The sequence below is a fragment of the Enterococcus ureilyticus genome (assembly GCF_001730315.1).
Lineage (GTDB): Bacteria > Bacillota > Bacilli > Lactobacillales > Enterococcaceae > Enterococcus_L > Enterococcus_L ureilyticus.
This window is the reverse complement of the sequence record NZ_MIKC01000007.1, coordinates 54,672-76,718: the sequence shown is the minus strand read 5'-3', so window position 1 is coordinate 76,718 and position 22,047 is coordinate 54,672. Positions and strand designations below refer to the sequence as shown.

The 22,047-nt window shown below is 37.8% G+C and carries 19 protein-coding genes and 1 other annotated feature (1 of these 20 cut by a window edge); of the genes, 10 read left to right on the top strand and 9 right to left on the bottom strand.

The genetic code is table 11. From position 1 onward, the window contains the following. Nucleotides 1–116: a binding site (T-box leader), on the bottom strand (it extends 85 nt beyond the left edge of the window). A gap of 1 nt (nucleotide 117) precedes the next feature. The 9 genes from gltX to BCR24_RS05105 all read right to left on the bottom strand — a co-directional run bounded on the left by gltX (nucleotide 118) and on the right by BCR24_RS05105 (nucleotide 9,614). Continuing rightward, a complete protein-coding gene (gltX, locus tag BCR24_RS05145; RefSeq protein ID WP_069639501.1) occupies nucleotides 118–1,575 on the bottom strand; it encodes a glutamate--tRNA ligase in 1,458 nt (485 codons plus the stop codon). Between the two features lie 15 nt (nucleotides 1,576–1,590). Next, nucleotides 1,591–2,064 (bottom strand): 2-C-methyl-D-erythritol 2,4-cyclodiphosphate synthase, encoded by a 474-nt coding sequence (ispF, locus tag BCR24_RS05140; RefSeq protein ID WP_069639500.1) that lies wholly within the window; start codon nucleotides 2,062–2,064, stop codon nucleotides 1,591–1,593. 9 nt (nucleotides 2,065–2,073) lie between these two features. Beyond that, nucleotides 2,074–2,799: a 2-C-methyl-D-erythritol 4-phosphate cytidylyltransferase gene (gene ispD / locus BCR24_RS05135; RefSeq protein ID WP_069639499.1), complete on the bottom strand. Its 726-nt coding sequence runs from the start codon at nucleotides 2,797–2,799 to the stop codon at nucleotides 2,074–2,076. Continuing rightward, the gene (locus tag BCR24_RS05130; protein WP_069639498.1) at nucleotides 2,786–3,928 is read right to left on the bottom strand and encodes a PIN/TRAM domain-containing protein; all 1,143 of its coding nucleotides are present in this window, start codon (nucleotides 3,926–3,928) and stop codon (nucleotides 2,786–2,788) included. The genes ispD and BCR24_RS05130 overlap by 14 nt, the downstream gene beginning before the upstream one ends. A gap of 88 nt (nucleotides 3,929–4,016) precedes the next feature. Then, a complete protein-coding gene (gene radA / locus BCR24_RS05125) occupies nucleotides 4,017–5,387 on the bottom strand; it encodes a DNA repair protein RadA (RefSeq protein ID WP_069639497.1) in 1,371 nt (456 codons plus the stop codon). 104 nt (nucleotides 5,388–5,491) lie between these two features. After that, nucleotides 5,492–5,971 carry a dCTP deaminase/dUTPase family protein gene (locus BCR24_RS05120; protein ID WP_069639496.1) on the bottom strand — a complete coding sequence of 160 codons (480 nt, stop codon included), beginning with the start codon at nucleotides 5,969–5,971 and terminating at the stop codon, nucleotides 5,492–5,494. Nucleotides 5,972–6,082: 111 nt separating this feature from the next. Continuing rightward, the gene (locus BCR24_RS05115) at nucleotides 6,083–7,468 is read right to left on the bottom strand and encodes a hypothetical protein (protein ID WP_069639495.1); all 1,386 of its coding nucleotides are present in this window, start codon (nucleotides 7,466–7,468) and stop codon (nucleotides 6,083–6,085) included. Between the two features lie 198 nt (nucleotides 7,469–7,666). Further along, complete coding sequence (locus BCR24_RS05110; RefSeq protein ID WP_069639494.1) at nucleotides 7,667–8,983, bottom strand: PTS sugar transporter subunit IIC; 1,317 nt, start codon at nucleotides 8,981–8,983, stop codon at nucleotides 7,667–7,669. 13 nt (nucleotides 8,984–8,996) lie between these two features. Beyond that, entirely contained in the window at nucleotides 8,997–9,614 is a 618-nt protein-coding gene (locus BCR24_RS05105) for an AAA family ATPase (RefSeq protein WP_069639493.1), read from the bottom strand. 42 nt (nucleotides 9,615–9,656) lie between these two features. Here BCR24_RS05105 and BCR24_RS05100 point away from each other — a divergent pair, with 42 nt between their 5' ends. The 10 genes from BCR24_RS05100 to BCR24_RS05055 all read left to right on the top strand — a co-directional run bounded on the left by BCR24_RS05100 (nucleotide 9,657) and on the right by BCR24_RS05055 (nucleotide 21,978). Next, nucleotides 9,657–10,352, top strand: coding sequence for a MurR/RpiR family transcriptional regulator (locus BCR24_RS05100; protein ID WP_069639492.1), 696 nt, complete (start codon nucleotides 9,657–9,659; stop codon nucleotides 10,350–10,352). Between the two features lie 263 nt (nucleotides 10,353–10,615). Continuing rightward, entirely contained in the window at nucleotides 10,616–11,707 is a 1,092-nt protein-coding gene (serC, locus tag BCR24_RS05095; RefSeq protein ID WP_069639491.1) for a 3-phosphoserine/phosphohydroxythreonine transaminase, read from the top strand. Further along, on the top strand, nucleotides 11,708–12,895 hold the full coding sequence (locus BCR24_RS05090) for a phosphoglycerate dehydrogenase (protein WP_069639490.1): 1,188 nt from the start codon (nucleotides 11,708–11,710) through the stop codon (nucleotides 12,893–12,895). Further along, a complete protein-coding gene (locus BCR24_RS05085; RefSeq protein ID WP_069639489.1) occupies nucleotides 12,895–14,133 on the top strand; it encodes a DUF1015 domain-containing protein in 1,239 nt (412 codons plus the stop codon). Before BCR24_RS05090 ends, BCR24_RS05085 begins: the two co-directional genes overlap by 1 nt. 149 nt (nucleotides 14,134–14,282) lie before the next feature. Beyond that, the gene (proB, locus tag BCR24_RS05080) at nucleotides 14,283–15,083 is read left to right on the top strand and encodes a glutamate 5-kinase (RefSeq protein WP_069639488.1); all 801 of its coding nucleotides are present in this window, start codon (nucleotides 14,283–14,285) and stop codon (nucleotides 15,081–15,083) included. 17 nt (nucleotides 15,084–15,100) lie between these two features. Beyond that, a complete protein-coding gene (locus BCR24_RS05075) occupies nucleotides 15,101–16,348 on the top strand; it encodes a glutamate-5-semialdehyde dehydrogenase (RefSeq protein ID WP_069639487.1) in 1,248 nt (415 codons plus the stop codon). 68 nt (nucleotides 16,349–16,416) lie between these two features. Further along, entirely contained in the window at nucleotides 16,417–17,244 is an 828-nt protein-coding gene (gene hisJ / locus BCR24_RS05070; protein WP_069639486.1) for a histidinol-phosphatase HisJ, read from the top strand. Nucleotides 17,245–17,554: 310 nt separating this feature from the next. Then, the gene (locus BCR24_RS05065) at nucleotides 17,555–20,191 is read left to right on the top strand and encodes a YfhO family protein (RefSeq protein WP_069639485.1); all 2,637 of its coding nucleotides are present in this window, start codon (nucleotides 17,555–17,557) and stop codon (nucleotides 20,189–20,191) included. A 149-nt stretch (nucleotides 20,192–20,340) separates the two neighbouring features. Then, complete coding sequence (locus BCR24_RS05060; RefSeq protein WP_069639484.1) at nucleotides 20,341–20,850, top strand: RNA polymerase sigma factor; 510 nt, start codon at nucleotides 20,341–20,343, stop codon at nucleotides 20,848–20,850. Further along, complete coding sequence (locus tag BCR24_RS05055) at nucleotides 20,851–21,978, top strand: hypothetical protein (protein ID WP_069639483.1); 1,128 nt, start codon at nucleotides 20,851–20,853, stop codon at nucleotides 21,976–21,978. Nucleotides 21,979–22,047: the final 69 nt, after the last annotated feature.

Below are 22,047 nucleotides of genomic sequence, written 5' to 3'. Positions count from 1 at the left end.
ACGTATCGCTGAAACTATTCAAAGATGCATTTCAAAAAGTGCTGACAACTGTTTTCACCACCCACAGTCTCTCTAAAGACACACGCTTTTTTACTTCTTCTTCTCTACATATTTCTATTATAAAACGTTATTTAAATGATCTAAAGCTTTTTCTTTTCCTAAAAGTTCGATTGTATCGCCTAATTCAGGACCATGCATCTGTCCTGAAACAGCTACACGAATCGGCATGAATAGATTTTTACCTTTCACACCGGTTTCTTTTTGAACAGCCTTGATTCCTGCTTTGATACTTGGTACATCAACAACGTCCATTGCTTCTAACTGAGCTTTGAAAGCGGCTAAAACAGTTGGAACCGTTTCTCCAGCTAAGACTTCTTTTGCTGACTCATCTAAGACTGGATGTTCATTGAAGAACAATTCAGAGACATCGACGATCTCCGCTGCATAGCTCATTTGTGGTTGGTATAAGCTAACGACTTTTTTCAACCATTCTAGCTTTTCTGTACTTGGTTGAGCTTCGATTTTACCTTCCGCTATTAAATAAGGAAGACACATATCGGTTAGAACATCTAAATCTAATTGTTTCATGTATTGGTTATTGACCCATTCAAGCTTCTTCCCATCAAAAGCTGCTGGGGATTTGCTTAGACGTTCTGGATCAAAAATTTTGATCAATTCTTCTTGGGAGAAGATCTCATCTTCTCCCACTGGTGACCAGCCTAGTAAAGCAGTAAAATTGAACATTGCTTCTGGTAAATAACCTAGTTCACGATATTGTTCGATGAATTGTAAGATCGATTCATCGCGTTTGCTTAATTTTTTACCTGTTTCAGCATTAATGATCAACGTCATATGACCAAACGCAGGTGCTTTCCAACCAAATGCTTCATAAATCATCAATTGTTTTGGCGTATTGGCAATGTGATCATCCCCACGTAAAACATGAGTGATTTTCATCATATGATCATCTACTGCTACCGCAAAGTTATAAGTCGGCATACCGTCACGTTTTTGAATAACGAAATCACCACCGATATTATCTGATTCAAAAACAATTTCACCTTTGACCATATCTTCAAATGTATAAGAAGTATTTCTTGGTACGCGGAAACGAATAACTGATTTAAGTCCTTGCGCTTCTTTTTCAGCTTGTTCAGATGGTGTCAATTCTGCACATTTTCCTGAATAATGAGGCATTTCACTACGAGAACGTTGTGCTTCTCTTTCAGCTTCCAACTCTTCTTCTGTACAATAACATTTGTATGCACGATTGCTTACTAATAATTGATCGATTAGAGGTTGATAAATCTCGCCACGTTCTGATTGACGATATGGACCGTACTCCCCTGGTTTTTCCGGAGATTCATCCCAGTCCATCCCTAGCCATGCTAAGTTTTCCAATTGGCTTTTTTCACCGTCTTCGATGTTTCTTTTTTGATCTGTGTCTTCGATACGGATAATAAATTCGCCATCATTGTGACGAGCAAATAAGTAATTAAATAAAGCTGTTCTTGCATTTCCAATATGCAAGTGTCCAGTTGGACTTGGTGCATAACGTACACGTACCTTTGTCATTGTGCATTCCTCTTTCTATTTATCGAGTAAAGCGACCGCGATCGCTCCCATACCTTCTTCTTGACCAATAAAACCCATTTGCTCCATCGTTGTTGCTTTCAAATTGATTTGGTTTGTGTCAATTTGACAGGCCTTTGCGATGTTTTTTTTCATTTGTTCTAAATAGGGTTTCATCTTTGGTTGTTCAGCTAAAATTGTACAATCAATATTGCCAATAGTAAAGCCATCCGCCAATATTTTTTGATTTGCCTCTGATAGTAATGTTATTGAGTCAGCATCTTTAAATGCAGGATCTGTATCGGGAAACAAGTGTCCAATATCGCCATGTCCAGCCGCTCCTAGTAAAGCATCTGTGATGGCATGTAGTAAAACATCCGCATCTGAGTGTCCCAGCAACCCTTTTTCAAACGGTAATTCTACACCGCCAATAATCAATTTACGTCCTTCAACTAATTGATGAACATCAAATCCTTGTCCAATTCGTATCATCTTTTTCACCTAGCTTCTTTTTCGTTTCACGATAGCTTCACCGATCAGCATATCTTCTGGCGTGGTCAATTTGATATTTTCATAACTACCCAATACCATTGAGACTGACAAATTGCTATATTTTTCAATAAGAGAAGCATCATCTGTCCCTAAATAACCTTGTCGCTGCGCACATTCATGAACTGCTAGCAAATCGGCTCCATAAAATGCTTGTGGGGTCTGAATTTGCCACAATGTTTCACGTGGAACGGTTTCTTGAACGATTCCTTCAACAACACGTTTGATCGTATCTTTCACTGGAACTCCTAAAATTGCAGCTCTCGTTTCTTGCACCTTTCGATGTAAAGCTTTCAATTGAGCCAGGTTAACAAATGGTCTTGCACCATCGTGAACCATTACAATATTTTCAAGATCAAATAAGGCACTCAATCCATTGAAAACGCTATATTGACGTTCGCTGCCACCAGATACCAGCGTTATAGGACACCTTTTTTTCTTTATTTCTTTCTTGATCATCGCAGCTAACAAATCTTGTTCATCTGCTTGGGTGACTAAGATAATATGCTGACAGGCAGGGTCATTTAAAAACGTCTTCAACGAATAAGAAATGACTGGTTTACCGATTAAGTGTAGTAAAATTTTGTTACGGCTAGCACCCATTCTTTTTCCTTGCCCCGCTGCCAATAAAATAACTTCATAATCTAGTGCTGTGTTTCGATTGTCAGCTCTTCTCATTAGCTTTATGTTCTTCTTTACTATCGTCGATGCCGCGTCCTGAATGAGCAGGTTTCGCAAAAATCATCCGTCCAGCAGCCGTCTGTAACGCACTAGTAACAATTACTTGAATATGCTGACTCATATAATGCTGTCCGTCCTCGACCACAACCATCGTACCATCATCCAAGTAAGCCACACCTTGCTGACGCTCTGTTCCAGCTTTTACAACCATGACATTCATCGTCTCACCTGGAATCACAACAGGTTTTACTGCATTAGCCAGGGCATTGATATTCAACACAGGTACATTTTGAAATTCAGATACTTTATTTAAATTATAATCATTCGTTACAACCACACCATCCAACAGTTTGGCTAATTTAATCAATTTGCTGTCTACTTCTGCAATGTCTTCGAAATCACCTTCATACATTTCTACAGAAATTCCGTCCTCTTTTTGTAGGGCATTTAAAATATCTAAGCCACGGCGACCACGAACACGTTTTAAGCTGTCACCAGAATCCGCGATATATTGCAACTCATACAAGACAAAATTAGGAATCAAAATAACGCCTTCTAAAAATCCAGTTTTGGCAATATCATAAATTCTACCGTCAATGATCACACTAGTGTCTAAAATTTTGTACTTATGAAAATGATCTTCCACTTTACGATCTAAAACTTCTCCACCGCTTTCAGCTGGGATTTTCTTTTGCTTAGGCGTAAAAATTCTACGCCATTCATCAATTCGAGTCGTCCCCATACGAAAGCCAAGGTACCCAAAGATAATCATGACTAAAATCGGTAAAACACTGTTTACAAACTGAATATTCAAGTTGTACATTGGAATCGAAATAATCGCACCTATGATCAACCCAATGATTACTCCTACACTTCCAAATAATAGATAGGTCAAACTCATTTCATTTAATGCTGCTTCTACTCTTTTTACACCTGAAACAATATACTTTGCTAACCCTAACGATAAAATAAAGAAAATAAGTGCACCAATCAAACTGTTAGTGAAGTTATTGTTCAGCCATGTATTATCTGCCTGTTTCGCCATATCCCAAGCCATCGGTAATAGTGAAATACCTAAGCTTGCACCAACGACGATCATCAGCAAAGTGATGACACGTTTTTGCATAGATTCATCCTCCAATATAATATACTTAATTTGACAGAATGAAAGGAGAAATCGTTGGTTAGTCATTGTAACGATTCTCACGTTCAGTCTATTTGAATACTTTTCTTAGTGTTTCTCCGATCGTCGCCACGCCAACAATCTCGATTCCCTCTGGAGGTGTCCAACCACCTAAATTATTTTTCGGTAAATAAATCTTGGTAAAGCCTAACTTTTGCGCTTCACGCACTCGCTGTTCAATACTATTCACACGACGAATTTCGCCAGTCAATCCAATCTCACCAATAAAACATTCCGTGGGTTTTGTTCCATTTTCTTTATAACTGGAAGCAATGCTGACTGCCACCGCTAAGTCGATTGCCGGTTCATTGATTTTGACACCGCCTGCCGCTTTTAAGTAGGCATCTTGGTTTTGCAGCAATAACCCTGCACGTTTTTCTAAAACAGCCATAATTAGGGAAACTCGATTAAAATCTAAACCCGTTGTGGTCCGTTTCGCATTGCCAAACATCGTTGGTGTGATCAGCGCCTGGACCTCGACTAGAATCGGACGGGTGCCTTCCATGGCTACGACGATTGCTGAACCAGTGGCATCAGCCAAGCGTTCCTCTAAAAATACTTGAGAAGGATTTGCTACTTCCTCTAGTCCATGCTCCCGCATTTCAAAAATACCGATCTCATTCGTGGAACCAAAACGATTTTTTACTGCTCTTAATATTCTGAATGTATGATGCTTATCTCCTTCAAAATACAAAACCGTATCCACCATATGCTCTAACATTCTAGGTCCTGCAATTGACCCTTCTTTGGTCACATGACCCACGATAAAAATGGCGATCCCATTCGTTTTTGCGATTTTCAATAACTCAGCTGTCGTCTCTCGCACCTGACTGACGCTACCGGCAACACTGGTTACATCGGGTTGTGTCATCGTTTGAATCGAATCAATGATGACATAATCAGGCTCCAGTTTTTCGATTGCTCGGGCTATTTCATTCATATCTGTTTCTGCATATAAGTAAAATTCTGTATCGATCGAGCTTAAACGCTCCGCACGCATTTTAATTTGTTCTGCACTTTCTTCACCAGAAACATAAAGAACTTTACCACCGATTTCAGCTAGTTGCTGAGATACTTGTAGAAGTAATGTTGATTTACCGATCCCAGGATCCCCGCCAATCAACACTAGCGACCCAGGAACCACGCCGCCGCCTAAGACTCGATTCAACTCTACCAACTTCGTCTTAACTCTAGGTTCTTTTTTGGGAACCACTTCAGCTAAACGTTGGGGCTGTGTTTTTTTACCCGTTAGGCTCACTCTCGCACGACGATCGGTCGTATCTTGAATAATTTCTTCTGTCATCGTGTTCCACTGACCACAGTTCGGACAACGGCCTAAATATTTAGGGGAGATGTATCCGCACGTTTGACACTCAAATTGAACTTTTGCTTTCTTTGCCATATGCTATCTCCTCATTTTGATGTATTCTTTATTTTACCATAATATAAGCAGCTTAGACTAAGACTTCCCTCTATTAAGATACGCAATTTCCAAGCGATTTCATTTTAGTTTTTGCCAGATGAACCAAAACCACCTGTACGTTCATTTTCTACGTCATCTACATCCGCTAAAAGAAACGGTTTGAAAATCCCTTGTCCGATTCGTTCCCCTTTTTCGATGGTCATCTCTTCATACCCGAAATTTAGAAATTGAAACATGATATGTCCTTCATTGCCTTCGTTATTATAATAATCGCGATCGATCACACCTACGCCATTCGCTAACATTAAAAAGCGTTTCAAGGGGTTCGATGAACGGCTCACGAGTTCTAAGTATTCATTTTCAGCCATATATGCTTTGATCCCTGTCTTTACTAAAACAGGTTTAGGTGCGACGCCTTGGGCTTGTAATTGCCAAACGCTTGGTACTACTACTGTTTCTGCTGCTTCAAAATCATATCCTGCAGCACCTTTGGTCGCACGCTGCGGAATCGAGATTCCTTTGTCTGTATAATCTGTTATAATTTCAAATCCTCGTTGTTTCATTAAAAAGCTCCTCTACTTGTAAACTATTTCTATTTTAACATATTCCCATGGTCCCCAGTTTACTTTTATACTTTCTTTAATATTCTCCTGTGCTTTTTTAGTGTTTTCACATCATTTAGGCTGATTTTGTTGATAATCCTGTTTAATATTCGATTTTATCATCGTATATAAGATGAAAGAAAAAAAGAGAATCAATCCAACGATACTTATGATGTGAATATGCTCCACTAACTGGAGCGCGCCAGGATTTTGGGTTCGATGTGCTGTAATCTGCAACACAGTTTTGACAGGTAAGTGCGCTTGCTTAGCCAACAGCCACAAAATGCTCATCAACAACAATTGATGACTAACACTGCCTTTCGTTTGAGTACTATATTTTGTGATGATTCGCTGATCCTGCGGCAAAATCTCTTCTTGATAGTAGCTTCGGTTCAAGAAATTACCAGTAGCGCTGATAAGGCAACTTAAAAGAAAGACGCCAATAGGAAAAAGCGGACGAAACAACAGTAGAAATAAAGAAAAGATAAAGCCTCCAACATGGACAGTCTTCGGATCGAGTGTAGCGAACAAACGATAAAACAATTTAATAACGAAGGCCGAAGCAACGATTCCTAAAATATACGGAACATACAAATTGACTGTAAGTCGACTTGCACCTAAACGTAGTGAAACATAAAACGTGCCAAAAAGCAGGAGAAAATTCATACACATCCCATTGCCAAATGTTAGTAAATTAAGCCACAATGGTAACTTCCAAGTCTTTCTTCGACGATTCAAATACCAAGCAGAGATTAAAAACAAAACCGAAAATCCAATAATTCCCGCATCCAACAATTGAGGATCAAACAATAAACGTGCTGAACGAATAAATAGCAAGAGTGCGAAGAAAACTAGAAATAAAAAGAACTCTTTGATCGCTATTACCTGTTGATCGACTTCATTAAAATCAATTTCATAATCTGGATAATGGGTCACTGTATGATACGCCGCAATATACAATAACGTGTACTCTCCTAAAACTAAAGGAATTCTCAATTCTTTTGTCAGTGTTAGTGAGGCAATCACTCCAGCTAAAATCAGTATAATGAACAGATATTTTCTAGCAGTCAATACAGAATATCCTTGTCTTTTTTCATGATAATTGACAGTTGTATTGGCAGCTGGCAGCCACGAGGCACTTAACCCTAGTAAAACTGCTGAAAAAAGATACGCCGGAAAGTAAAATTGCCCCATCACACCAAGCAAGCACCCGGCACCTCCGATCAATATAGAAATGATCAACACATTAAAGCTTGTCAATGCCAGTTTGAAACTCTTCAACAGGAAAATACCTGTCATACGAAAAGTATAAAACAAGACAAACGGTAAAATCCGCTCCATTGTCTTGCCATCGCTTAAACTTAGAAATAAAAAGTAAGGGATAAAAGTAATTGTATTCGATAAAGTAAACGGCGCAACTTGTAAAGCATTGCGGGCCAGTTCTTTTAATTTAGCCATTAATTATTCTCCTTTGATACAGTTTGTTATGTAGGTAGTCTACCACGTTAACAGAAAAAGTGAAATGAATCACTGACTAAAAAAAACTCGATGAAAAGAATTCAGTCGATCACCGAATTCTCAACACCGAGACAGTTACTTAACTATTCCTCAACAAACATCAATTCCGTCTGTTGCACTAATTTTTTGTGCATTCATCTACACTGGTTCATCCACTAACTTCGTTTGATTTTTTTCAAAGACTTTAAAGAATGGGTAATAAACAAAGATACTCAAAACGACCAAGAAAACATAGAATACAATATTACGCCAATCCATCGTAGCTAGATACGCTTGAGCGAAAAATGGTGTAAATGAAGGATCCACGATAAAACCTAGAGAGATCATGCCTATTTTCTGCGCAAAATACGTTAGAAACAACGAAATGACAGGCATCAGTAAGAATGGAATCCCTAAAATCGGATTAAACACAATCGGTAAGCCGAAAATAACAGGCTCATTGATAGAACAAATTCCTGGTACAAAGGACAATTTCCCAATCGTACGATATTGCGGTACTTTGCTGAACATCATTAAAATCACTAAACCTAACGTATTACCAGCACCACCCAAAACAGAAATTCGGAACATCTGCAAGTTCATCAAATGACTCATCACTTCTCCATTTGCAGCTTGCTCCGCATTTAATCCTGTTTGAGCGACTCCTAATGTAAATACAATGGGAAAAATAATCGATGATCCATTGATGCCAAATAACCAAAGGACATTTCCTAAGGTCACGATCAATAACAGCCCGCCTAAACTTCCAGCTATATTCACAGCAGGAGTCAACACGGACATGACTGCGTCAGGAAATGTTTGATCGAGCAATCCTAGAAAAACCAGATTCATACCATAAAAAAGCACAATGTTTGTCAACAAGGGAATCAAGGTATTGATAAATGTCACGACCATTGGCGGTACTGTGTCTGGCAGTGAAATCTTAATATTCTTCACTTCAAAAAAGCGACTGACTTCGACTACTAAAAGACCTAAAATAATTGCCACAAACAATCCATTCGTCCCTAAATAATTTAGAGAAATCGTCCCTTCTTTCACAGGCGTGCAAACCAATAAATATATCACCATACTGACCATGCCGTTCATCGCAGCATTTAATTTGTATTCATTTGATAACGAATAAGCGATCCCAAAAACACTGATCAAGCCAATGATACCCATCGTAAGATTGTATGGCGCTGTGATCACATCGTAATTGGCAACTGCGAATTCTTTCCAATTCGCTAAAAATTTCATAAAAAGTCCAGCATGAGTCGGATCATACTGATCCATATTGATCGGCGGATTGGCAAAAATTAAGAAAAAGGAACCAATCACAATAAACGGTAAGCCAAACATCATTCCGGTAGAAACTGCTTTAAGATGTCGCTGATTGCCAATTTTAGTTGCAAACGGACTTAAAATATCATTTAATCGATTGACCATAGATCCTTTAGTACTCACTGAATTTTTCATCAAAAAGTCCTCCTTAGACTTGCCAAGAATTAAATTCAAAAGCCGATTCAACGACTTCATTCGGGTCATAGCGTTCAATGATTTTGGCGTACTCCTCTTTATAATCATTGGTCACTTCAGCTTGGGGAATGACGATGCTTGCTTCATTTAAAAAGTGCTTGGAATCACGTCCCATTTCTTTTCCTCGAGTAGTATGTTTATCCAAAGCAATATCAGGGATTTCAGGAACGTACCCCATCGCAAAGCTTTTTATCACGATATTTTTTAATAAATCAGAAGAACGATCTTTTTCAGAGTGACACAAATAGCGAATCGCATGGAAAAAGAACATCGCTCGATCAGATTCATTATATTGGAATTCTTTACGCATTTGATTTAAGTTATTAATCATGATTGCAGCATTTTCATTACCCATGCCAATGTCTTCAACTGAAATTGCCAGCAACCTACGCCATAATTTTTCTTCAAATTGAGGGGAAGTAATGTACATTTCATAAGCGAAGTCGCAGGCTGCGCGTTCATTTCCACGACGAATCGACTTTTGTAAAGCAGAGACAACTTCATCTCCGTTTAGATTGTTTCTAGTTTTAACTCTTGCCCACGGATCATGGATATATTCTTGTTCTGTCATGTTATAATACTCCTAACTAAAATGAATTTAAGGGTGATTCAAGTGAATATTGATAGTCTTGCAGAAAAATACCAATTAAATAAAACGGAAAGCCAAATTTTAACGTACATGAATGATCATCGTGTTGAATTAAAAAACTTAGGTATTCGAGAAATTGCGAAAAAAAGTTTTGTTTCTACTGCAACGATCATCAATATGGCGAAAAAAATGAATTTCACTGGCTATAGCGAACTCGTTTTTTACATCAGTGAATTTAATCTCAACCAAGAACGACTAGAAAAACACGATGTAGTTGCAGCATACGGAGAACTTTTTTTAGGACTTCTAAAAAAATATCAAGAGAAGAATATTATGATCTTAGGTTCTGGGTTTTCACAAAATTTAGCAAATTACTTTGCTGAATACCTCAATCTTTATGGCTTTAGAGCAACTTCGAATAGTCACTTAGAGTTTTTAAGGAAAAGTCATAAAGATGACGTACTTTTGATCTTCATCAGCAATTCCGGCAACACTGGTAGGATGTTTGAACTAGCAGAAATTGCTCAAACCAATGAACTTGAAAGTATTTGTTTTGTAGGCAGTGATCAGTCAGCTATCAGTAAAACTTCTACACTGTCTATTAGCACGAATACTTATTCACCAAGCTCTCATCAAGACTATTATCCGCAATTATTCTTTGGTACTGTATTGATTCAATTTGAATTATTAATGAGTTATACCCTTCAAAACTTACGATAGAAGAACGATTCGGCCGATGTCTCTTCACGCCATATTATAGTAGAAAAAATCCACAATAAGAAGCGCTTTCAAGCAGATGTGAACATGTTTAACTATTTATAAACATGTTTGCGATGCTCTTCAGAATGAAAAACTCCGTGAAAAATTTTACGAAACTTCCTTTTTAATCTTTTTTTAATCTAGCCTTTCTGTTATAATGGTTTTCACATTTACTAATACTAAATTGAGTAAATGAATGATCATATCGAAGGAGAGATAGATGTATGAAAACTGTTTACAATTTTTCAGCTGGTCCCGCCGTTTTACCTAAAAGTGTATTGGAAAAAGCACAATCCGAATTGGTGAATTACGAGAACAGCGGCATGTCCGTGATGGAGCTGAGTCACCGGTCCTCCCTTTTTGAATCGATCATTGAAAATGCTGAAACACTACTCAGAGAATTGATGACGATTCCTGATAACTATAAAGTCCTCTTCTTACAAGGGGGCGCTAGTATGCAATTTACGATGGTTCCTTTGAATTTAGCACAAAATAAAAAAGCCTTATACGTCAATACTGGTTCTTGGGCAAAAAAAGCCATCAGCGAAGCGAAAAAAATCGATAACGTTGATGTTCAGGTCATTGCATCAAGTGAAGATAAAAATTTCAGTTATATTCCCGATATCCATAAACAAGATATTCCGCAAGATGCTGCTTATCTCCATATTACGACCAACAATACGATCGAAGGCACCACGATCTTTAATTTGCCGGATGCAGGTGATGTGCCGATCGTCGCTGATATGTCTTCCAATATTTTATCAATTGACTATAACGTCGCTGACTTTGGGTTGATCTACGCTGGTGCGCAAAAAAATATTGGACCAGCAGGACTTACAGTTGTGATTGTTCGTGATGATTTGATTGGTCAAGTAGATGTTCTCAGCGCTATGCTGGATTATGAGATCCATGCAAAAAATGGCTCAATGTACAATACGCCGCCGACTTACGGCATTTACATGGCTAAACTTGTCTTTGAATGGATCAAAGAACAAGGTGGCGTTCGTCAAATGGAACAACAAAATAAGGAAAAAGCAGCCATTTTATATGATGCAATCGATGCCTCCAACTTATTTTCTTCACCTGTAAATCCGAAAGACCGTTCAATCAACAACATTCCTTTTATTACTGGAAGTGATGAGCTAGATAAAAAATTTAATCAAGAAGCCTTAACAGCAGGATTTGAAAACTTGAAAGGGCATCGTTCTGTCGGCGGTATGCGTGCTAGTTTGTACAATGCCTTCCCTAAAGCTGGTGTTTCAGCTTTAGTCGACTTAATGAAAAAATTTGAAGCAGAATACGGAGGAACGAACTAGATGTATGATATTAAAACATTCAATGCGATCGCCCCAGTTGGTTTAGCACGCTTTAACGAAGAAAATTTTACGATCAATAAAACAGAAGCCCCAGCCGGTATCATCTTACGTAGTGAAAAACTCCATGATTATGCCTTTCCTGCGTCAGTCTTAGCCGTCGCACGTGCCGGAGCTGGAACCAATAATGTGCCAGTCAAACAGTGTACTGAAGAGGGAATCGTGGTCTTTAATACCCCAGGTGCCAACGCAAATGCTGTAAAAGAGCTAGTGATCGCTTGCTTACTTCTATCCGTACGTCCCATTTTAAAAGGTTCCAACTGGGTCCAAACATTGACTGGAGCTGACACAGAAGAACAAGCGGAAGCACAGAAAAAACAGTTTGCTGGAACGGAATTAGAAGGCAAAAAACTCGGTGTGATCGGTTTAGGTGCAATTGGTGCAATGGTTGCTAATGATGCTTATCGTTTGGGCATGGAAGTAACAGGTTTCGATCCTTTTGTATCCGTTGATACTGCTTGGAGTATTTCACGTCGTGTCAAACGAGCGCAAAGTATGGAAGAGGTATTAAAAACCTGTGATTTTATCACTGTTCATGTGCCTTTATCTGAAAATACCCATCATTTGATTGGCAAAGAACAACTGAAACAAATGAAAAAAAATGCTGTTTTACTTAACTTTGCTCGTGGTGAATTAGTGGAAACGCAAGCTGTGATCGAAGCCCTTGCTCAAGGAGAAATCAGTAATTTTGTCACAGATTTTGCAGATGAACGCTTATTGCACAACGACAAAATCTTGGTTTTACCTCATTTAGGTGCTTCAACGGAAGAAGCTGAGGTCAACTGCGCCAAGATGGCTGCTCGTACACTGAAAAAATTCTTAGAAACAGGGAATATCAAACGCTCTGTCAATTTCCCAACGGTCGAAATGGCCTTCAATTCGCCATTCCGTTTCACGATCATCCACAGAAACGTTCCCAATATGTTAGGACAAATCTCAACAGGCATTGCTAATTTAGAAATCAATATTGATACGATGATCAACCGTAGTCGTGATGACTATGCCTATACAATTGTTGATATTGCCGAAACGGATGAAGAAAAAATCAATGCTGCTGCAGAAAAAATTCAAGCAGCTGAAAATATTATTCGTGTCAGAACCATCAAAAATACTGAGGCGGTGAGTTACTAATGGTTATGATCCATCCCTTTAAAGGTATTCGACCAGCGGCAGCGTTTAGCGAAAAAATCCCTACCTTGCCTTATGATGTTCTAAATTCAGCAGAAGCTCGAGAATTAGGTGCCGATAATCCATATTCTTACCTGCACATCGACAAAGCAGAAATCGATTTACCTGAAACTCTTTCTCCTTACGATGAGCAAGTTTATGCCAAAGCTGCTAGTAATTTACAAGCCTTTTTACAAAAAGAATGGTTGGTCCAAGATGAGCAACCGCTTTTATATCTTTACGAATTAACAATGAATGGCCGCGCTCAAACTGGTCTTGTGACGTGTACTTCGATCACGGATTACACAGAAGGTAAGATCAAAAAACATGAATTTACTCGTCCAGAAAAAGAAGTCGACCGCATCCGTCATATTGAAGCTTGTGATGCCAATACTAGCCCGATTTTTCTAACTTATCGCCAAAACAAACAGATTCAAACAGTGACAGACGACTGGAAAACAACTCATGCTCCCGTTTATGATTTTACAAGTTTCCATGACGTTACACATCGTGTTTGGCTTGTAGACCAACCGGAAGTGATCGAACAACTAGTGACACGTTTCGCTCAAGATGTGCCGGCTTTATACATTGCAGATGGACATCATCGGACCGAATCTGCGGTAAAAGTTGGACAAAAGAAAAAAGAAGCACATCCTGAAGCAACTGATACAGCTGAATTTAACTACTTCTTATCTGTTATTTTTCCAAAAGAAGAGTTAGAAATTTTAGATTATAACCGGGTCTTGAATGTCCCGATCGAAGCAGATTTCCTTGATCGTTTAGCAGAGGCATTCACAGTCACAAAAACAGACAATGGAAAACCTACTCAAGCAAAAGCATTTGGGATGTATTTAAAAGGACAGTGGTTTACTTTAACCGCTAAAGAAGGAATTTTATCTGATGATCCTGTTGCTGGTTTAGATGTTTCTTTACTTCAAAATCATGTATTTGCAGAAATTTTTGATATCCAAGATGTCCGCACAGATAAACGGATCGATTTTGTCGGCGGCATTCGTGGCATGGAGGAATTAGAACAATTAGTAGATAGCGGACAATGGTCGGTTGCTTTTGCCGTTTACCCAACAACGATGGATGATCTACTAAATGTTGCAGATGCAGGAAAAATCATGCCGCCAAAATCAACTTGGTTTGAACCTAAATTGTTAAGTGGATTATTTGTCCATGACTTAGAGACAAATTGAACGGAAAGCTGTAAAATAGAAGAATAAAATCTAAGCTTGGACAAAAGCAGAATTTTTTGTCCAAGCTTTCTTGCAAATAAACGGAAATGGCTAGATAATAGCCTTAAGTAAAATAACCTGGAAATGTTAGGATATAAGTGAGGTCAACCATGCGAAAACAATTAAAAGAAGCAAAACGAATCGTCGTCAAAGTTGGGACAAGTACATTGATCTACCCCAATGGCAATATCAATTTAAGCGCCATCGATCAATTAGCTTTTACCTTATCCGATTTGCGTAACCAAGACAAAGAGATCATCTTAGTCTCGTCTGGCGCAATCGGTGTTGGCTTAAATAAATTAAACATGGACAAACGACCCCCGACCATTCCAGAGCAACAGGCAGTGGCGGCAGTTGGGCAAGCGGAGTTGATGAATATTTACAATCAGCGCTTTTTGACTTATAGCCAGCAAATTGCCCAACTACTATTGACTCGAGATGTGATCGAATATCCTGAAAGCCGTAAAAACGTAACGAATACAATAGAACAATTACTGCAGATGGGCATCATCCCAGTTATCAATGAAAATGATACGGTTGCGATCGATGAATTAGACCATCTGACGAAATTTGGTGACAATGATCAACTATCCGCAATTGTTACCCAACTCATTCAAGCAGATGCCTTGATCATGTTATCGGATATTGATGGTTTCTTTTCTGATAATCCCAATACCAACAAATATGCCACCCTCTTCTCTGAAATCAACGCTATCAATGACGAGCTTTTACAAGTTGCAGGAGGCAAAGGTAGTCGTTTTGGTACTGGTGGTATGTATAGCAAATTAAAAGCGGCAGAACGCGTATTAGAGCATAATGGCGCGATGATTTTAGCAAACGGACAACAACCTAAAATTATTTTTGATATTTTAGCGGGCGAAATGATCGGCACGTTATTCATTTCATTCTAAAAAAGGGGGAACATTTTATGACTGATTTAATCCAACTAGGGAAACAAGCGAAAGAAACAGCCTACCAATTAGCTTTGATGGATACAAAAACGAAAAATGATTTGTTGTTGCATATGGCCGATGCCATAGAAAATAATACCGAGAAAATCTTAGCTGAAAATCAAAAAGATCTAGCTACAGCCAAAGAAAATGGCATTACTGACACAATGCTAGATCGTTTACGTTTAACTGATGAGCGAATCAAAGACATGGCTGACGGTGTTCGCCAAGTCGCAACATTAGATGATCCAATTGGTGAAGTCGACAAGATGTGGAAAAATGAAGATGGTTTGATGATCGGTAAGCAACGTGTCCCACTTGGGGTGATCGGGATCATCTATGAATCTCGCCCGAATGTGACTACAGATGCAGCAAGTCTTTGTTTTAAAACTGGAAACGCCGTGATTTTACGTGGTGGAAAGGAAGCCTTTTATTCCAATCAAGTCTTAGTATCGGTTTTACAACAGGCACTGGAACAAAAAGGAGCTTCTCCTTTTGCAATCCAGTTTATTGCTGATACCTCTCGTGAAACTGCTCAACAGTTAATGAAACTCAATGACTATCTAGATGTTCTAATCCCTCGCGGCGGTGCAAATTTGATTAAGACGGTCTTAACGACAGCGACTGTGCCAGTGATCGAAACAGGAACGGGCAATTGTCATGTCTATATCGATAAAGAAGCACAGCTAGAAATGGCTACAACGATCATTGTCAATGCAAAATGCCAACGCCCTTCTGTCTGTAACTCAGCAGAAACACTATTGATCCATCAAGACGTAGCAGCAGATTTCTTACCTGTTATCGAAAAAGCTTTGAATGAATATAATGTAGAATTGCGTGCAGATGAACGGGCAATCACTATTTTTGAACAATCGATCCTAGCAACGGAAGAAGATTGGGAAACGGAATTCAACGATTTTATTCTCGCTGTTAAAGTCGTAGATTCTTTAGAAGAAGCGATCCAACATATCAACCGCTATAACACAAAACATTCTGAAAGCATCGTTAGTGACAATTATTTTGCGACACAACAATTTTTACAACAAGTTGATGCTGCTGCAGTTTATGCTAATGCCTCCACACGATTTACGGATGGCTTTGTTTTTGGATTTGGTGCCGAAATTGGGATCAGCACACAAAAATTACATGCACGTGGTCCGATGGGCTTAGCAGAACTAACTTCTACAAAATATATTGTTTATGGAGATGGGCAATATCGGAAATAAGTATTAGGGTTGAAACCTTTATTAAACGTTTCAACCTTTTCTTTACATTAAATTATGGAGGCTCTCTTATGAAACGTGACGGTCACACCCACACAGAATTTTGTCCACATGGAAAAGTCGAAGATACAGAATTGCTAATTAAACGTGCAATCAGCCTCGGATTTAAAGAATACAGTATTACAGAACATGCCCCATTACCTAAAGGGATTGAAAAAAAAGCAGCTGGTGATCTTGACGTGTGGACAACTGCGTCCATGGCTTTAAATGATGTGGATAACTATTTTAAAAGGATGAATGAACTGCGGAAAAAGTATGCCTCTGACATCATTATCCACATTGGATTTGAATTGGATTATTTTTCAGATTTTGTAGGTTGGACTCGAGATTTTTTAGCGGAATATGGTCCTCAAACTGATGATGGCATTTTATCTGTCCATTTCCTCGAAGGACAAGATGGATTGCGTGGGATCGACTATTCTTTTGAAGAATATAAGAGTGGGGTAATTGACTATTTAGGCAGCTTTCAAAAAGCCCAAAATCTTTACTACCAATGCGTTTTAGACTCTCTAGAAGCTGATCTAGGTCCTTTTAAACCTAAACGTCTAGGTCACATTTCTTTGTGTCAAAAATTCGAACGTTTTTTTGATGAAGAAACAAGCTATTCATCAGAAAATAAAATACTTGTCCACACCCTATTGAGCCGTATTCAACAAGAAAAATACAGCTTAGATTTAAACACAGCAGGATTTTATAAACAAGGTTATCAACAGAGTTATCCACAGGTGTGGATAACTCAAAAAGCGATTGAATCAGGGATTCCATTGGTTTATGGATCAGACACTCACGCACTAAACGATGTTGGTCAAGGATATGACAAAATTCAGCATTGGCTTTAAAAAAACTAAGACTCACGGATATTTTCTTCCATGAGTCTTAGTTTTTCGGTTAATTCAACACTTCCATGCTGCATGTTGCTACAGGCTTATAGACATTTAGTTGACCCGCTCTTCTTATCGTCTCATTAATATATATATATGAATTATTTATTCATGAAAATTATTGTTAGAATAGCTAATTAAACTATTTTAACAATAATTTTCCACTTAAACCCTTCGATTTTCATTAATTTTTTTCTTTCTGGCGATCAATTTTTCTATGGATATGCTAAACTATATATATTCTATTTATTACGTTGTGAGGTTGATTATGAAGAAAAAAATACAGACATTTATCAAAGAAAACTGGCCATATATGACCGCCAGCTTTTTCATTCCCTTTTTTGTGATGGTCATTATTTATTTAAGTCTCGGAATTTATCCTGGAAGTAGCCGTAGTGTGATGGCCAGCGATTCCTTTTCACAATTTTCCAATTTCCATGCTAGTTTCAATAATATGCTGCATGGCAAACAAAGTATTTTTTATACCTGGAATGCATCCTTAGGACTAAATTATCTCTCATTGATTTCCTATTATCTTGGTGGGCTATTTACGCCACTAGTCATTTTCTTTAAAAATCAGAATATTCCTGATGCCTTGTATTTGATTACTTTGCTGAAAATCGGTTCAGCTGGCTTAGCGTTTTGGTTCTTTGCTAAAAATACTTATAAGATACCAAGATGGGGCCATGTGATGCTTAGTGTGCCATATGCTTTGATGTCATTTGCTACGGCGCATTCAGAAATTATTATGTGGTTAGATGCGTTTACTTATCTACCGTTGGTTATTTTAGGAATTCACCGCTTGATGGATGAACGAAAACCAACACTATTATTTGTAAGTTATCTACTATTGTTTATCTCAAATTTTTACATGGGCTTTATGATCGGTATCTTCTCTTTCCTATATTTTATCGCCCGAATGTTGACAAACTGGAAGAGTTATAAAAAACGTATCCTACCTTATGGAATCACCTCACTTTTAGCAGGTGGCGCTTCGATGATCTTAGTATTACCAGCGGTCCTTGATTTACGAGCAAATGGTGAAACCTTGTCACAAGTCACTCAATTTAAAACCGAAGCAACTGCTTTTTGGGATATTGTCATGAAAAATATGATCGGTGTTTATGACACGACGAAGTACGGCTCGATTCCCTTTATCTATGTGGGGCTACTTCCTTTGATATTCTGTGTTTTCTACTTTATCACAAAAGAAATTCCTAGGAAAAACAAGCTATTATTTGGTAGTCTGTTTATCATTTTAATTGCTAGCTTTTATATCACACCACTAAATTTATTTTGGCACGGGATGCATGCACCGAATATGTTCTTGTTCCGTTATAGTTTCCTCTTTTCTTTCTTAGTGGTGCTACTAGCGGGATATGGCTTTGAGAAATTCAAAACTGATGATTTAGGGGTACTAGCGGGCTCTACGATCATGCTGATTGCGATTTTTGCACTAGCTGAAGGGACAAAAAGTACGACAAGTTATGACTATATTCCGATCTCAGCATTTGTCATCACAGCTTTATTTTTACTCCTGTATCTTGCCGGAATTGTTTTTTATCAATTAAAAAAAATACCGATGCATTATCTGATTGTCTTACTGTTATTGCTTGTTTCAACAGAGGCGTTTATCAATACCAATTCAATGCTAAAAGGGATTTTAGAAGATTGGAACTATGCTTCACGCAGTCTTTACTCAGAACCATATCCATCAATCAAACAGTTGGTCGATAAGACAAAAAAAGAGAATGATTCTTTTTACCGCTTAGAAAATTTAAACCCTGTTTCTTCTAATGATAGTATCAACTATGGCTACAGCGGAGTCAGCTTGTTTTCTTCCATCAGAAATCGACATTCTTCTGCTTATTTAAACGATCTAGGATTTCGGTCTAGAGGAACTGGTTTGAATATTCGCTACCCAAATAACACGTTACTGATGGATTCACTCGTTGGAATTAAATACAATATTTCGGAAAGTGATCCCTTGAAATTCGGCTTTTTCCCAATAGATAAAGCTGGGAAATTCTCATTATACGAAAACAGCAATGCGTTGCCTTTAGGCTTTTTAGCTGATAATGATATCTACAAAGTCAAACAACCTACCAATGATAATTTAACTAGTCAAACGGCACTGTTCAATGCCTTATCTAATCAAAAACAAACGTACTTTAAGTTTTATCAACCAACGATCATTAATAAAAATAATGTCAAAATCGAACAAAATGCAGGGAATGTAACGTATAAAGAAGTGCAAAACAACATTGCCAAAGATATTACCTGGACTGTTGATGTACCAGCTTATACACAAGCTTACCTAAGCCTGTTTCCAACCGATTTTGGCCAATTGGAAAGTTCGACTGCTACAATGTCTGTGAATGGGACGAGTCAAAAATCTCAGATCAATATTACAGGACAATATTACAATATCGGTTACTATGACAAACCTACCACGGTTACGTTTACGGTTAGTTTCTACGGTACAACAGCTGTTAGTTTTATGGAACCTAAGGTGGTTGGTTTAGATACAAAAGCCTTTGAACGTTCTATTCAGGCAATTCAAGATAAAGGCGCTGATTTAACAGCTAAAGGACGGAAAGCTGTTGGAACTGTGAACGCAGAGAAAGATCAAGTCCTTTTAACAACGATTCCTTATGACAAAGGATGGAAAGCCTATGTCGATGGAAAAAAAGTACCCGTTGAACCATTTAAAAAAGCCTTTGTTAGTATTCCCGTAACGCAGGGTGAACATACAATTGAATTTGTTTATCTGCCAGAAGGATTTATGCCTGGTGTGGTTTTGTTTATTGTTTGTATTGGTGGCTTTGTGGTCTATGTACGATTCACAAACAAGCCAAAACTGGCGTTAGTAAAATCGAATAAGCGTAAGCGTCGAAAACGTTAAATCGATGATTTGTGAGCTTGGGACTGACGTCCCAAGCTCTTTTTTGTAATGCTCATCATAAATCTCTACAAAAAAAGAAAAATAAATTTCGATGAAACCTTTTTGGTAAAATTAGAGTCTAAACAGTTATAAATAGGAGGGGGAAGTCCATGAAAAAAAAGGAACAAATAAGTTTGGTTAAAAAAGCAAAAACAGGCGATGCACAATCGTTTATAAAACTTTGTGAAGCCTATCAAATCGTGCTATACAATTCAGCTTATAAATTACTTTTAAATAATGAAGATGTTGCAGACTGTCTGCAAGAAACTGAAATTCACGCGTGGCAAAAAATTACGAATATCAAAAATGACGCAGCGTTTAATTCTTGGATTTTTAGAATTATGATCAATATTGCTAAGGACATTTTAAAAAAAAGAGTTGAAACAGTTAAATTTGAGGAAAGTTATATGAATACTAAAGAGAGCAACTATGAAAGATCTCACTTAGAAGAAGAATTTAATCAGTTACCAGATAGGTATAGAATCCCGATCATTTTACATTATTACGCAGGTTTTAACATTAACGAGATTGCTGAACAACTGAATCTATCTAAAAATACTGTTAAAACAAGGCTTGCACGTGGCAGAATAAAATTAAAAATATTATTGGAGGAGAAGTGAATGGATAAAAAGAAGAATGATATCATCCGACAAGAAACGGAAATTCCAAAAGAAGTAATAGATAAATTAGTTCAAAATCGCGAGAATATTTTAAATAATCCTATAAAGCAGGAAAAAAAGAAATTCAACATTAAATTCAAAAAACAACTCATTATCACTTTGGCAATAGCTGCGTCTCTTATTCTAATTGCCCTGATCAATCCACAAACGAATACAGCAATCAAAAATGCTTTAGGCATTAGTACTGATTCCGGTGTTGTAACTGTGGAAGAACACGGTATCCAAACAGAACTTAATTTAACCAGTACCTATAATAATCGAGAAATCACCGTAACAAAATTCGTTTCAACTAAGAAAAGATTTGCTTTTGACTATCAATTTAAATTAGACGATGAAAAATTAAAGGAGTTACTGGAAAAGCAACAGTCCCCTGATCGAAAATTTCCCAAATTCGCTACAAATTTTCAAGATCTTGACATTGGCCTCTTTGTTGATGGCCAGACTGACGATATCCGTGGGGGTGGAATGTATAACTCTACTTTTCATGTAGAAGGAGATACTTTTTACGGTTCTGTTACTGCAACGCTTAATCAAGAAGACATACCTAGCAACGCTAAATTAACGCTTCACATTTATAAACTTATGTGGCAGGATGCTGAGGAGCTGGATCAAGCCTTTACCGAAGCTTCTAAAACCAATAGTCCCTTCGGCGTTGATAATGCTTTAACATACGAAGGCGATTGGCGTTTTGATATTGCTTATAAACCCTTGACTCAAACGGCTGAGACTCAGTTTAGCAACTTAAGTAATATCACAAATCCAACCGCTAGCAGTGATGCCTTGCAAACAACAGTCAAATTTATTACGCCTCTTAAAAATGACGTTTATCCAGCAGCTCTGCTTTACAAAGATGGTGTAAGAACGGAAAATCAAATTCTTACACAATTATTTAATTACGAAACGGGTGAAATGGCGTTAACTTTAAGTATAAGTGCACTAGATACGTCCTCTGTGTATACGGTTCAAGTAAACGAAATTGATGACTTCACTGGTGAACCGATTGAAGAAATTGGTCATTTTGACATTCAAAATAAAAAAGTACCCTACCCTCATTCTGAAACTAAATAAATCGAAAAAAGCGAATCCTCTAAATTAAAAAATATAGAATAAAACCAATCGCGGTTTTATTCTATACTT

Coding starts and splice junctions, on each gene's coding strand:
- gltX (WP_069639501.1), bottom strand. CDS start 1,575: ATGACAAAGGTACGTGTACGTTATGCACCAAGTCCAACTGGACACTTG.
- ispF (WP_069639500.1), bottom strand. CDS start 2,064: ATGATACGAATTGGACAAGGATTTGATGTTCATCAATTAGTTGAAGGA.
- ispD (WP_069639499.1), bottom strand. CDS start 2,799: ATGAGAAGAGCTGACAATCGAAACACAGCACTAGATTATGAAGTTATT.
- BCR24_RS05130 (WP_069639498.1), bottom strand. CDS start 3,928: ATGCAAAAACGTGTCATCACTTTGCTGATGATCGTCGTTGGTGCAAGC.
- radA (WP_069639497.1), bottom strand. CDS start 5,387: ATGGCAAAGAAAGCAAAAGTTCAATTTGAGTGTCAAACGTGCGGATAC.
- BCR24_RS05120 (WP_069639496.1), bottom strand. CDS start 5,971: ATGAAACAACGAGGATTTGAAATTATAACAGATTATACAGACAAAGGA.
- BCR24_RS05115 (WP_069639495.1), bottom strand. CDS start 7,468: ATGGCTAAATTAAAAGAACTGGCCCGCAATGCTTTACAAGTTGCGCCG.
- BCR24_RS05110 (WP_069639494.1), bottom strand. CDS start 8,983: ATGAAAAATTCAGTGAGTACTAAAGGATCTATGGTCAATCGATTAAAT.
- BCR24_RS05105 (WP_069639493.1), bottom strand. CDS start 9,614: ATGACAGAACAAGAATATATCCATGATCCGTGGGCAAGAGTTAAAACT.
- serC (WP_069639491.1), top strand. CDS start 10,616: ATGAAAACTGTTTACAATTTTTCAGCTGGTCCCGCCGTTTTACCTAAA.
- BCR24_RS05090 (WP_069639490.1), top strand. CDS start 11,708: ATGTATGATATTAAAACATTCAATGCGATCGCCCCAGTTGGTTTAGCA.
- BCR24_RS05085 (WP_069639489.1), top strand. CDS start 12,895: ATGGTTATGATCCATCCCTTTAAAGGTATTCGACCAGCGGCAGCGTTT.
- proB (WP_069639488.1), top strand. CDS start 14,283: ATGCGAAAACAATTAAAAGAAGCAAAACGAATCGTCGTCAAAGTTGGG.
- BCR24_RS05075 (WP_069639487.1), top strand. CDS start 15,101: ATGACTGATTTAATCCAACTAGGGAAACAAGCGAAAGAAACAGCCTAC.
- hisJ (WP_069639486.1), top strand. CDS start 16,417: ATGAAACGTGACGGTCACACCCACACAGAATTTTGTCCACATGGAAAA.
- BCR24_RS05065 (WP_069639485.1), top strand. CDS start 17,555: ATGAAGAAAAAAATACAGACATTTATCAAAGAAAACTGGCCATATATG.
- BCR24_RS05060 (WP_069639484.1), top strand. CDS start 20,341: ATGAAAAAAAAGGAACAAATAAGTTTGGTTAAAAAAGCAAAAACAGGC.
- BCR24_RS05055 (WP_069639483.1), top strand. CDS start 20,851: ATGGATAAAAAGAAGAATGATATCATCCGACAAGAAACGGAAATTCCA.